Below are 14,308 nucleotides of genomic sequence, written 5' to 3'. Positions count from 1 at the left end.
CATTTTCGGGAATATAAAATCATTACTAACAATTAAAATCAATAGATGAAATATTCAAATATTTCTGTTTTATCGTTATTTCTTTTTTTATCTGTTTTTATGTTTTCTTGTTCAGATAATGATTCTCCCGCTCCGGTTTATGAAGCAGGTACAAATGAGTATGCCAATGAGTGGATGTACCAGCAGATGAAGAAATATTATCGCTGGAACACCACAATGCCCGAAAATGGACGTCTGGATCTCCCTCCTAAAGAGTATTTTGCGGGTTTACTGCAAAAAGACGACCGATATTCTTATGCTGTTCACCCTGAACAGCCGGAAACGGCACAGCAAAGTCTCAGACGTAAATTTGGATTCGAAGTTTCTTTTTTTGAATTTGAATCGAAATTTTACGGTGTAATTCTTTATGTATTAGAAGATTCTCCCGCCAAAAGAAATGGTTTAAAAAGAGGTCAGCTGATCACAAAAATAGAGGGAACAGCGCTAAGCCAAAATAATTATGCTGAATTGTATTCTAAAATGACCGCATCAACGCAGTTAAATCTGCAGCTGGTTTTCTATACAGTACAGTCAGGATTTTCTGCGGTAAAAGAAGTTTCTATACTGCAGGGATATAGCTTTTCACAGCCCATCAATTATAGGATTATTGAAGATAAAGGCAAAAAAATCGGTTACGTCGAAATTTCTCATTTTGATGCTGGACAGGCGCAATCGTATCTTCAGACTTTTCAGGAACTTAAAAATAAATCAATTACAGAACTTGTGGTCGATTTGCGGTATAATGGAGGAGGGGATATCGCAGCTGCAACAGCTTTAAGCATTATTCTGGCCCCTAATATCCAATCCAATACTCTGTTTATAAAATTTGAAGGAAATGCTAATGGCGGAAATGTAGACCAATCCTTTAAACAGGCTTTAGAAAGCAATGAATCAAAAATAAGTTTTGATGCCCTTCGCAATGTTCATCCGTCCATAAACAGAGTCTATATTTTATGTGGTCAGTATACAGCATCTGCCTCAGAGCTTGTGATGAATAATCTAAAACCTTATATGGAAGTTATAACCATTGGAAACAGAACCTTTGGTAAAGATGTAGCGGGTTTTCCAATTATTGACGACAGAATATTAAATAAAAAAGGCTGGACTTTGTATCCGGCGATATATAAATTGTTCAATTCCAGGCATGAAGGAGAGTATTCAAAAGGAATTGATCCGCTCATTTCTTTAAATGAAATTCAGCAGCCGGAAGTTTTTCCTTTGGGAAACAGTTCCGAAGTTTTATTAGCCAAAGCTTTAAATTCTATTAACGGAAATACCGCTAAAAATATTCCGGTAACAGCGAAGACCTTTCCTTTATCGGCAAATAAAGCAGACGCTGATTTCTTAATGACAATTCACTAATTCAAATACGATTTTTACTTCATTATGCAGGGTATCGATAAAAGAGAACATCGGAGAATGGAAGAGGTTTTTAATAAATATAAAAACAGCTACAGCAATTCTGTAATTAAACTGGAAGAGGATAATATCAAGATCTGTCAAAATATGGAAGAACTGAATGTCTTGTACAGCAGTTTTATGATTTTGCTGAATGAATTACAAAGATGTGCCAGAAATTATGAGCAGAAAAAAATAGTGACCCGAAGCATACTTCATAAAAACTTAAGAAAGCTGAATGCAGAGGCTTGCCGAAACAGATAAAGAAGAAAAATGTAGTAATTCCTATAGAAAATAAAAGCCATGAGACTTTACACAGCAAGAGTGTTTGTGTACGTGACTCATGGTTTTATCTGAATAAAACAATACTAAGTTCTAATAGGATTGAAATAGAATCAGCTAGTTATTTTCGTTAGCAATTATTCTATTTTCAACAGAATTGACCGGTGAATAATTAAATTTTACGATGTTAAATTCATAGTTAAACTTTTCTAAATCATCACATTCACAGTCTATTTTGTCAAACTGATCTTTGGTCGTTGTGGTGGCAGTAACATAGGTAAATGTGGTCACGGTTGTTCCTGTTAGTTCAACATAACCTACAACGCAGGTTAAAAGGCCAATCGTTTGGGCTGTTGTCCGTTTTGCATCTCCTTGTATTATTTTCATATATCGTAATAGATTTGATTCCAGATATTTTAGTTTGTCATTCGAAATCCCTAGTACATCTTCAAAGAATTGTAAATTCACGGCAGAGGGTGTACCGCCATACGATTTTGTGCTGGAGTATGCAGATGTTTCTCCCATTCCATTTATAGTGATCATAGTGTTCTGCATTTCGGTGCCATCTACCAGGTACAATCCTCCAACAAAAGGTTTTGTATGGCATGTTTTTTTTAGGGCGGCTCTTATCTCAACGAATAATGCGAGCGCATTTTTAAAAGCTTCCAAAAGGATTGTTTCTGTTTTGTTATCTGTGTCCTTTGGTAGCGATGCCAGTAATAAATTTTCATTGCAGGTGTGCAGCCACGCTCCATCGGGGGTGGGCGTAATGCAATATGGTATAGATTTGTTCATGGGTCTGTGTTTTTTGTTGTGTATAAAAAGGTCTTTATTGCAATTGAAGAACTTGTTTGAAAACTGTTTTTTCTATTGCAGAAATAACAAATTTGGCCATTTTATGCACTCTTCTTCGTTGAATAGATTTAGTATTCCTTTCAAAGGAGTGCATAAACTGACACAAATTAAATTTCCTTTACGAAAAGTATGAATTTCGAAAAAGTTTTGTTGTTGAACTAAAGAGGTTCTACATAGGAATAACCAACTTTTGTATAGTCTACATTATAAGAAAATGCAGTTGAATCGCTAGAGCATTTATGCTTGACCAGTACAGCAGCAGAAGAAGCTTTTGAAACTGCATATACAACAGAAGTTGTAGGTATATTCAGGCCAGGTACTAAGGAAAGAAGAGTAATAGTGGTACCAAGATTTTGAGCTGTTGTGTTACCCGCAGCCGCAGCCTGAGTTGCCGCCATCGCTCTATTAAGATAGTCGCGCATTGGGTTTACTGAACCACCCACACCTGATAAAATATCGTTGAAGAGCTGTTCGTTTGCCTGCTGTATAGTACCATTACCAATTAATGCTCTTTGTACTACATTAGTTTGTGACATTCCTCTTATCGAATTCAAAGCTTTCACCATAGCAGTTTGATCTAGTGTATAAAGACCATCCACCACTTTTTGTCCCGAAGTGGCCAGTACAGCATCTTTTATTTTGTTAGGAACTTGCAAGGCTCTTAAGAATGCATTTCCCATTATCTGGTTTTGCTCAGGTGTCCATATGTCTAATTTATAATAGAAAATGTAATCATTTCCTTCTGTATGTATCCATGTGCCATCATTAGTAACGCCACGTGTTTCAAGTATAAGATAATCATGTTTCTCAAAATTGTCAATAATAGTGCTCATTGTTTATTTGTTTTTGGGGTTGTAATCATTGCTACAAGATTTTATCATTACCTGTAACAACTAACCTTAGATCACCAGGCTTTCTGATGTTTCTAAAGTATTTGTCTTACTCATGAGGCTTTTCAGTTTCCGCCCCTGTAATAAAAACCTCTACAGGAAGGTTGGTTTAAGTGGGTAATGCAGCATTGCTTTTTTTCTACTAATAAACGAATTAAACAAGACCATAAATCCGTATTTTTTATTTTACCTTTTAGAATATCGTATTCTAATTACGCTTGGTATTGTAAAAATTAGCTTACCGATAGTTTTTTTGTTTTGTAATATTACTCTTCAAAATTACTTTATTATAAAATCATGAGATAGCGTATAAATACTTGATTTTTAATAAATTAACATTTTTTTTATTTACTGAGGAGGAACTAACAGTCTTCAACAAACATATGTTTAAAAAAAAAGCCCTGATTTTTATCCGGACTTTCCTTTTTGCGGCAAAAATGATGTCTCTTTCAATATGCTGTAGTAATCTATTCAGAACTTCTTAAAATCAAAAAAACTTACTAGGGTATTTCACTAGAATAAAGCAGGGTGAATTATGGATGTTTTATCTCTTATGAAGGAAAGTCCGTAACTTTTATATGAAAAATCCGTAATTTTTAGGGAGATGTTCTTACTATTTTGGTGAAAAATCTGTCATCTTTTGAATTAGACCTTATAGATGATTTAGGATAAGGATTAAAAAAGCAGAATGTAGAAATATTTAGTGTTGTAAAGTACTTAGTGTTTGTTAATTAAGCATTACAAAGGAATACTGGTTCTGATTAAAACACACGAATGTGAAAATTATGGATAGAAGCATGGAGTCAAATAATATTTATTTAGTTTCAAAATATTGGAAGAAAAAGGTATTGAATAGAGAAAAAGTTCTTGGGGGGCAACATAAACAAAATAGTCTTCCTTGTACAACTATTAATGCCAAAGAACTAAATTATTTTAATAGACTTACCAATAAAAACGCAATAGCTCAATATACAGTTATAAGTGCTGTCTATTCTTTTTTGTTAAAGAAACTTGTCCCTGAATTTGATGGTTATCTTGTTTCAAACTATAAAGATCAGGACAATTCTTTACTTCTGTCATTTCCTGTAGATTTAAAAATTTCATTTAAAGAGCATCTTCAAAAAGTAAAACTTGAAATTTTAGAGACCTTAAAACATTCTGATTACAATAATGCTCCCATATCTGAAAAAACAAATGTTAATGATTTAAGTCTTTTATCACCTTACGGTATAAATTTCAATTCAGACTCTAAGTTAGATTGTAATGGTATTTTGCTTCAGGTAAAAATAGAGGATACCATAGAAATTCAGGCTTCTTATTTAGAAGGTTTTGTAAAGCAAACAATAGTGGAATATCTGCTTGAGCATTTGAATTATTTCATTGTTAATTTAGAGGATAGTGTAGCATTTAATTTATCAGATTACCCGTTACTATCAGCAAAAGAAAAGCACCAATTATTAGTTGATTTTAATGATACAGATATTGCTTATCCAAAAGAGAGAACAACAGTAGATTTATTTGAAGAGCAAGTAGTAAAAACGCCAAATAATGTTGCTGTTGTATTTGGAGAAACAAAATTAACTTATATCGCATTAAACGAAAAGGCAAATCAGCTGGCTCATTATATTTCTTCCAAACACATCGTAAATAAGGGAGATATAATTGGGGTGTTTCTGCCTAAATCAGATACAGGAATTATTTCGCTATTGGCAATATTAAAGTTAGGCGCGGTTTACCTGCCAATAGACACCAATTACCCTCAGGAAAGAATAGATTATTTAATAAAAGACAGTGGTTTAAAATTGTTGATTGCTAATAATGCCGCTTTAGAGATTGATAATTGTGATACAGTAGCAATAGAATCAATCCATTTTGAAGATAGCAGCAGCGACAATATCAATAAAGCGATTTCACCCGAAGATTTAGCCTATGTCATTTATACCTCAGGTTCTACAGGGCGTCCAAAAGGGGTGATGGTAGAACATCGAAGTGTTATAAACATGTCATTAGATCAAATCAGATCTTTTGAAATTTCCGAAAGCGATACAATAGCCTGGTTTGCTTCTGTTTCTTTTGATGCCTCTATATCAGAGATTCTGATGAGTTTGTACAGTGGTGCTGCGCTATCTGTTCCTACAGAAGAAATAATTAAAGACAAGGATCAGTTTGTAAACTTTTTAAAAGAGACAAAAGTATCAGTTGTAACTTTTCCTCCAAGCTATTTAGGATTACTGACAGAGAATGATATTTCCGGACTAAGATGTGTCATTACAGCCGGTGAGTCTGCTAATCCGGGCAAAGCAAAAGCAATTGTAAGATCAGGAATTGATTATTATAATGCATACGGACCTACGGAATGTGCTGTTTGTGTATCGATATACAAAGTAAAACATGATTTTGACAGATCTGTTGTTCCAATCGGTAAACCAATCTCTAACACCCAGGTGTACATCTTAGACGAAGCCTTAGAGCTGGTGCCAATCGGAGTTACAGGAAAGCTGTATGTAGCAGGAGCAGGAGTCACCAGAGGTTATTTGAAAAAGGCAGAACTAACAGCAGAAAAGTTTATTTCGAATCCTTTTAGAGAAGGATCCCGCATGTATGATACAGGAGATTTTGCTTGTTGGATGGCTGATGGTAATATTGAATTTTTAGGAAGAAAAGACCATCAGGTCAAAATCCGCGGCTACAGGATAGAATTAGGCGAGATAGAGAACGCCATTTTAGAATCTTCAGAAAATCTCCAGCAAGCAGTTGTGGAGGTAAAAGAACAGCAGCAAGAGAAAGTACTAGTAGCCTATCTGGTTACCAAATTCCCTGTTGATAAATCAGCATTGCGAGGTTTTCTGCAAGAGCGCCTGCCGGATTATATGATTCCCGGTTTTTACGTAGCACTGGATAGTTTACCCTTAACCCCAAATGGCAAAATAGACCGTAAATTACTGCCTGAAGTCGAACAAGACGATTTCATCAGAAAAGTATATGTCGCCCCCAAAAACGACATCGAAAACAAATTAGCCGCCATATGGCAGGAAGTCCTGGGAATAACTCCTGTCGGAACAACAGATAATTTCTTTGAATTGGGCGGACATAGTCTGATTGTCAATCAGGTCATCAATAGAATTCATAAGCAATTGGGCAAAACCGTATCCTTTAAAACATTTTTTGCAAACCCTACAATAGAAGGACTAAGCAAACAATTGCAAAAGAACGAATATACAGCCATCACCAAAGCACCGCAAGCAACATCCTATCCGTTGACCGCCTCCCAAAGCCGATTATGGACCCTGAGCCAGTTAGAAGGCGGCTCCTTAGCCTATAATATGCCTGGTGCAGTCAGGTTAACAGGACTCGTTAATGTCGATAAATTCGAAGAATCGTTCCAACTATTAATTCATCGTCATGAAATTTTAAGAACCTGTTTTAAAACAAACGATGAAGGCGAAGTCCGTCAACATATACTGCCTGCAGCACAAGTACACTTTACCATCACAGAGAAAGATTATAGCTCAGTTGAAAATCAGGAAAGCGTAATTGCAAATGATCTGCAGGAGCAAAACAATGAACCCTTCGATTTAGAGCAGGCACCACTTGTAAGAGCCTCTTTAATCAAGTTAAAAGAGAACCAATATGTGTTTTTTCTATCCCTGCACCATATTATTGGAGACGGATGGTCCATAGAGTTATTATTATCAGAAGTCATAAAAACCTATAACGCCCTAACACAAGGAAAAGAAATTGATCTGCCAGAACTAAACCTGCACTATAAAGATTACACTGTATGGCTAAAGGATCAACTGGATCAGGAGAGACAACAAGCATCAGAGCAGTATTGGCTGCAGCAGTTTGAAGGAGAGTTACCCGTTTTGGATTTACCGGGTTTTAAAACACGCCCATTAGTGAAGACCTATAACGGACATAATCTCACCCATCAATTTTCAAAAGCATTTTTAGAGCAGTTAAAAACATTTTCAAAAGAACAAGATGTAACCCTATTCATGACCCTAATGGCAGGAATCAATGCCCTGTTGCATCGATACACCGGTCAGCATGATATTATCATTGGCACCCCAATAGCAGGAAGAGAACATCCGGATCTGGAGAATCAATTGGGATTGTATCTCAATACACTCGCCATACGAACCCAATGGAAAGAAAAAAACAGTTTTTTAGATGTAACAGCCACACAAAAAGAAACCCTGTTAGGTGCTTACGATCATCAAAGTTATCCATTTGATGCACTGGTAGGCAAGTTGAATTTAAAGAGAGACACCAGCCGTTCCGCTCTATTTGACGTCCTGGTAGTGTTGCAGAATCAGGCACAGTTAAACAATCTCAATCAGGAAGAACTTGTAAACTTAGCAATAAGTCCTTACGATTTTAAGAGCAAAACAGCTCAGCTGGATCTTAGTTTCACCTTCACAGAAGCAGAAGGATTAGACCTTAGAATTGATTACAACACAGATATTTATGAGGAATATTTGATCGAAAGAATATTTCCTCATTTAGAAAATCTGCTTACAGCAGCATTAGAACAACCCGAAAAACCTATCCGTGAAATATCTTATGTAACAGCTGCGGAAAAACAGCAGCTATTAGTTGATTTTAACCCAACAGCAGTCGTTTATCCAAAAGATAAAACGATAGTAGACTTATTCGAAGAACAAGCCGCGAGAACACCCAATACCATTGCCGTTGTATTTGGAGAAACACAGCTTACCTATCAGCAGCTTAATGAAAGAGCCAATCAATTGGCGCATTATTTAAGAGAAAACTATTCGATACAGCCCAACGATTTAGTTGGACTCAAACTCGATAGAAACGATAAAATGATTGTTACTATTTTAGGAATATTGAAATCCGGAGCCGCCTACGTGCCCATAGACATCCATTATCCCGAAGATCGAATATCCTATATTGAAAAAGACAGTAACAGTAAAGTTGTTATAGATCAGGCAGCATTGGAGAGATTCATTGAAGTACAGGAGCAATATGCAAAAGAGAATCCGGAAAAAATCCATGCACCACAGGATTTAGCCTATGTCATTTATACCTCAGGAACTACAGGTAATCCCAAAGGAGTGATGGTAGAACACCGCAATGCCTTTGAATTGATCAAGTGGTCTGAATTGGAATTTGATGCGTCAAAATTTGAAATGATGTACGCTGTTACTTCCTATTGTTTTGATTTATCGATTTATGAAATTTTCTATCCGTTATCGATCGGAAAAAAAATAAGAGTTTTAAAAAACGCCTTAGACATCAAAAACTATATCCATAACGAGAACAAAATTGTATTGAATACAGTTCCTTCAGTCGTTAGAAAATTAGTAGAAGAGAATGTAGATTTAAGCAGCGTATCCTTTATCAATATGGCAGGAGAAATCGTGCCGGTTGATCTTGTTGTAAAACTTCAAACAGAAAAAGCAGAAGTCAGAAATCTATATGGTCCGTCAGAAGATACCACCTACAGTACCAGTTATGTCATACAAAATCAGGAATACAGAACAATTCCCATCGGAAAACCGATCTCCAATACTCAGGTGTACATCTTAGACGAAGCCTTACAGCTGGTGCCAATCGGAGTTACAGGAAAGCTGTATGTAGCAGGAGCAGGAGTCACCAGAGGATATTTGAAAAAGGCAGAACTAACAGCAGAAAAGTTTATTTCGAATCCTTTTAGAGAAGGATCCCGCATGTATGATACAGGAGATTTTGCTTGTTGGATGGCTGATGGTAATATTGAATTTTTAGGAAGAAAAGACCATCAGGTCAAAATCCGCGGCTACAGGATAGAATTAGGCGAGATAGAGAACGCCATTTTAGAATCTTCAGAAAATCTCCAGCAAGCAGTTGTGGAGGTAAAAGAACAGCAGCAAGAGAAAGTACTAGTAGCCTATCTGGTTACCAAATTCCCTGTTGATAAATCAGCATTGCGAGGTTTTCTGCAAGAGCGCCTGCCGGATTATATGATTCCCGGTTTTTACGTAGCACTGGATAGTTTACCCTTAACCCCAAATGGCAAAATAGACCGTAAATTACTGCCTGAAGTCGAACAAGACGATTTCATCAGAAAAGTATATGTCGCCCCCAAAAACGACATCGAAAACAAATTAGCCGCCATATGGCAGGAAGTCCTGGGAATAACTCCTGTCGGAACAACAGATAATTTCTTTGAATTGGGCGGACATAGTCTGATTGTCAATCAGGTCATCAATAGAATTCATAAGCAATTGGGCAAAACCGTATCCTTTAAAACATTTTTTACAAACCCTACAATAGAAGGACTAAGCAAACAATTGCAAAAGAGCCAATATACAGCCATCACCAAAGCACCGCAAGCAACATCCTATCCGTTGACCGCCTCCCAAAGCCGATTATGGACCCTGAGCCAGTTAGAAGGCGGCTCCTTAGCCTATAATATGCCTGGTGCAGTCAGGTTAACAGGACTCGTTAATGTCGATAAATTCGAAGAATCGTTCCAACTATTAATTCATCGTCATGAAATTTTAAGAACCTGTTTTAAAACAAACGATGAAGGCGAAGTCCGTCAACATATACTGCCTGCAGCACAAGTACACTTTACCATCACAGAGAAAGATTATAGCTCAGTTGAAAATCAGGAAAGCGTAATTGCAAATGATCTGCAGGAGCAAAACAATGAACCCTTCGATTTAGAGCAGGCACCACTTGTAAGAGCCTCTTTAATCAAGTTAAAAGAGAACCAATATGTGTTTTTTCTATCCCTGCACCATATTATTGGAGACGGATGGTCCATAGAGTTATTATTATCAGAAGTCATAAAAACCTATAACGCCCTAACACAAGGAAAAGAAATTGATCTGCCAGAACTAAACCTGCACTATAAAGATTACACTGTATGGCTAAAGGATCAACTGGATCAGGAGAGACAACAAGCATCAGAGCAGTATTGGCTGCAGCAGTTTGAAGGAGAGTTACCCGTTTTGGATTTACCGGGTTTTAAAACACGCCCATTAGTGAAGACCTATAACGGACATAATCTCACCCATCAATTTTCAAAAGCATTTTTAGAGCAGTTAAAAACATTTTCAAAAGAACAAGATGTAACCCTATTCATGACCCTAATGGCAGGAATCAATGCCCTGTTGCATCGATACACCGGTCAGCATGATATTATCATTGGCACCCCAATAGCAGGAAGAGAACATCCGGATCTGGAGAATCAATTGGGATTGTATCTCAATACACTCGCCATACGAACCCAATGGAAAGAAAAAAACAGTTTTTTAGATGTAACAGCCACACAAAAAGAAACCCTGTTAGGTGCTTACGATCATCAAAGTTATCCATTTGATGCACTGGTAGGCAAGTTGAATTTAAAGAGAGACACCAGCCGTTCCGCTCTATTTGACGTCCTGGTAGTGTTGCAGAATCAGGCACAGTTAAACAATCTCAATCAGGAAGAACTTGTAAACTTAGCAATAAGTCCTTACGATTTTAAGAGCAAAACAGCTCAGCTGGATCTTAGTTTCACCTTCACAGAAGCAGAAGGATTAGACCTTAGAATTGATTACAACACAGATATTTATGAGGAATATTTGATCGAAAGAATATTTCCTCATTTAGAAAATCTGCTTACAGCAGCATTAGAACAACCCGAAAAACCTATCCGTGAAATATCTTATGTAACAGCTGCGGAAAAACAGCAGCTATTAGTTGATTTTAACCCAACAGCAGTCGTTTATCCAAAAGATAAAACGATAGTAGACTTATTCGAAGAACAAGCCGCGAGAACACCCAATACCATTGCCGTTGTATTTGGAGAAACACAGCTTACCTATCAGCAGCTTAATGAAAGAGCCAATCAATTGGCGCATTATTTAAGAGAAAACTATTCGATACAGCCCAACGATTTAGTTGGACTCAAACTCGATAGAAACGATAAAATGATTGTTACTATTTTAGGAATATTGAAATCCGGAGCCGCCTACGTGCCCATAGACATCCATTATCCCGAAGATCGAATATCCTATATTGAAAAAGACAGTAACAGTAAAGTTGTTATAGATCAGGCAGCATTGGAGAGATTCATTGAAGTACAGGAGCAATATGCAAAAGAGAATCCGGAAAAAATCCATGCACCACAGGATTTAGCCTATGTCATTTATACCTCAGGAACTACAGGTAATCCCAAAGGAGTGATGGTAGAACACCGCAATGCCTTTGAATTGATCAAGTGGTCTGAATTGGAATTTGATGCGTCAAAATTTGAAATGATGTACGCTGTTACTTCCTATTGTTTTGATTTATCGATTTATGAAATTTTCTATCCGTTATCGATCGGAAAAAAAATAAGAGTTTTAAAAAACGCCTTAGACATCAAAAACTATATCCATAACGAGAACAAAATTGTATTGAATACAGTTCCTTCAGTCGTTAGAAAATTAGTAGAAGAGAATGTAGATTTAAGCAGCGTATCCTTTATCAATATGGCAGGAGAAATCGTGCCGGTTGATCTTGTTGTAAAACTTCAAACAGAAAAAGCAGAAGTCAGAAATCTATATGGTCCGTCAGAAGATACCACCTACAGTACCAGTTATGTCATACAAAATCAGGAATACAGAACAATTCCCATCGGAAAACCGATCTCCAATACTCAGGTGTACATCTTAGACGAAGCCTTACAGCTGGTGCCAATCGGAGTTACAGGAAAGCTGTATGTAGCAGGAGCAGGAGTCACCAGAGGATATTTGAATAAGGCAGAACTAACAGCAGAAAAGTTCATTTCGAATCCTTTTAGAGAAGGATCCCGAATGTATGATACAGGAGATTTTGCTTGTTGGATGGCTGATGGTAACATTGAATTTTTAGGAAGAAAAGACCATCAGGTTAAAATTCGCGGCTACAGGATCGAACTGGGCGAGATAGAGAACGCCATTTTAGAATCTTCAGAAAATCTCCAGCAAGCAGTTGTGGAGGTAAAAGAACAGCAGCAAGAGAAAGTATTAGTGGCCTATCTGGTTACCAAATTCCCTGTTGATAAATCAGCATTGCGAGGTTTTCTGCAAGAGCGTCTGCCGGATTATATGATCCCCGGTTTTTATGTAGTACTGGATAGTTTACCCTTAACCCCAAATGGCAAAATAGACCGTAAATTACTGCCTGAAGTCGAACAAGACGATTTCATCAGAAAAGTATATGTCGCCCCCAAAAACGACATCGAAAACAAATTAGCCGCCATATGGCAGGAAGTCCTGGGAATAACTCCTGTGGGAACAACAGACAATTTCTTTGAACTGGGCGGACATAGTCTGAAAGCCATAAAAGTCATTAATAGGATAAAAACAGAAATAGGTAATGGAATAGAAGTTTCTGACATGTTTAAATACCCTACCATTTCCTCACAGGGAGTACATCTTGATTTTGCTTTCAAAAATGGGTATTCATCAATTGTTCCTGTCAAAAAACAAGAATTCTATGAGATGTCGGATATGCAGAAAAGACTTTGGATTATTTCAGGCATGGAAGAAGAGGCCATTTATAATATTCCTTTTGCATGCATTTTATCAGGATCTCTAAATGTGGAAGTATTTAATGAGTCTGTAAAAAGAGTAATCAAAAGACATGAAAGTTTACGAACCCTGTTTGTTATTGATGAAGGAGAGCCTAAACAACAGATTATAGCGATAGAAAACTTAGAGGAGAATTTGATAAAATTTATTGACCTGTCTGAAGAGGTCAATAAGGAAGAGATTGCAGAGACAATTACCCACCGGGAATTAACGCTCTCTTTTGATACTAAAAAAGATCTTCCCTTAAGAATAAACATTATCAAAATAAACGATAAGGAACACATTTTAAATCTAACATTAAACCATATCGCCGCAGACGGCTGGTCACTGAAAATACTTTTTGAAGAACTCATTATGTATTATGACAATCTGGTAAAAGGAAAAGAAATTGCTTTAACGCCATTGCGAATTCATTACAAAGACTATGTGTCATGGAAAAAGTATGATCAGGAACAACTGGCTAAAGACCAGAAGAGCAAAGAATTTTGGTTACAGTATTTGCAGGGTGAACTTCCGGTATCTAATCTTCCGGCAGACTTTCCGCGCAAGAATATGGTTCATACTTATACAGGCGGAAATGTTTATTTAGAGCTCTCTCAGGAACAGACAGGAAGTATTGAAAAATTGGTAGTCGGGAAAAACTCAACGCTTTTCTCTTTTCTGTTATCGGTATTAAATACAGCCATTTTTAGATATACAAGGAATCAGGACATTATTATCGGAACAGTTGTTTCAGGAAGAGACATGCTCGAATTGGAAGAGCAGATTGGGCTTTATATCAACACTATAGCCATCCGGAATATATTCGATCAGGATATTGATTTTACAGCACTGTACGAACAGGTACATCTTAATAATCTTAAAGTTTTTGAGCATCAGAACTATTCTTTTGATTTACTGACAGACGAATTGTCTTTCAAAAACGACGACTTAAAAAGATCTTCAATATTCAATATAATGTTAGCAGTACAGAATTTTGACATTATCAAAAGGAGAGAAGCTGAGGGATTAGAAATTATTTCTTACGACGGTAAGTACTCAGAAGGAATTAGTAAATATGATATGACGCTCGATGTGATGGTACAGGACAACAATACCATGCTGATTAATTTCGAGTTTAATTCAGGTTTATTCAAACCTTCTACCATTAAGGCATTTTCGAATTCATTTATGCAAATTATTGAACAAGTGCTGTGCAATCCCGAAATAAAAATCTCAGAAATAAATTTATCAAATACAATTAAATCAGAACCTGAAAAAGTTAGTAAAAAAATAAGTTTTAATTTTTAA

Annotated in this window: 5 protein-coding genes; 3 read left to right on the top strand and 2 right to left on the bottom strand. The window is 36.6% G+C overall.

The annotated features are described in order from the left end of the window. The first annotated feature begins 45 nt into the window (after positions 1-45). Together ACAM30_RS21620 and ACAM30_RS21615 are read left to right on the top strand one after the other, a co-directional pair. Positions 46-1,401 (top strand): S41 family peptidase, encoded by a 1,356-nt coding sequence (locus tag ACAM30_RS21620; RefSeq protein ID WP_369616578.1) that lies wholly within the window; start codon positions 46-48, stop codon positions 1,399-1,401. Between the two features lie 57 nt (positions 1,402-1,458). Next, on the top strand, positions 1,459-1,701 hold the full coding sequence (locus ACAM30_RS21615; RefSeq protein WP_369616577.1) for a hypothetical protein: 243 nt from the start codon (positions 1,459-1,461) through the stop codon (positions 1,699-1,701). Between the two features lie 135 nt (positions 1,702-1,836). On the opposite strand, the gene ACAM30_RS21610 is transcribed toward ACAM30_RS21615, so the two are convergent. Together ACAM30_RS21610 and ACAM30_RS21605 are read right to left on the bottom strand one after the other, a co-directional pair. After that, positions 1,837-2,514 carry a hypothetical protein gene (locus tag ACAM30_RS21610; RefSeq protein WP_369616576.1) on the bottom strand — a complete coding sequence of 226 codons (678 nt, stop codon included), beginning with the start codon at positions 2,512-2,514 and terminating at the stop codon, positions 1,837-1,839. Between the two features lie 218 nt (positions 2,515-2,732). Beyond that, positions 2,733-3,254 (bottom strand): hypothetical protein, encoded by a 522-nt coding sequence (locus ACAM30_RS21605; RefSeq protein WP_369616575.1) that lies wholly within the window; start codon positions 3,252-3,254, stop codon positions 2,733-2,735. 1,007 nt (positions 3,255-4,261) lie between these two features. Here ACAM30_RS21605 and ACAM30_RS21600 point away from each other — a divergent pair. Continuing rightward, positions 4,262-14,308 (top strand): amino acid adenylation domain-containing protein, encoded by a 10,047-nt coding sequence (locus ACAM30_RS21600; RefSeq protein WP_369616574.1) that lies wholly within the window; start codon positions 4,262-4,264, stop codon positions 14,306-14,308.

This window comes from Flavobacterium sp. CFS9 (genome assembly GCF_041154745.1).
Taxonomy (GTDB): domain Bacteria; phylum Bacteroidota; class Bacteroidia; order Flavobacteriales; family Flavobacteriaceae; genus Flavobacterium.
The sequence above is the reverse complement of the archived record's forward strand: the minus strand, read 5'-3'. Positions and strand labels throughout refer to the sequence as shown.

Bases quoted from the DNA above. Each gene is read 5' to 3' on its own strand.
- ACAM30_RS21620 (WP_369616578.1), top strand. From the start codon at position 46: ATGAAATATTCAAATATTTCTGTTTTATCGTTATTTCTTTTTTTATCT.
- ACAM30_RS21615 (WP_369616577.1), top strand. From the start codon at position 1,459: ATGGAAGAGGTTTTTAATAAATATAAAAACAGCTACAGCAATTCTGTA.
- ACAM30_RS21610 (WP_369616576.1), bottom strand. From the start codon at position 2,514: ATGAACAAATCTATACCATATTGCATTACGCCCACCCCCGATGGAGCG.
- ACAM30_RS21605 (WP_369616575.1), bottom strand. From the start codon at position 3,254: ATGGGAAATGCATTCTTAAGAGCCTTGCAAGTTCCTAACAAAATAAAA.
- ACAM30_RS21600 (WP_369616574.1), top strand. From the start codon at position 4,262: ATGGAGTCAAATAATATTTATTTAGTTTCAAAATATTGGAAGAAAAAG.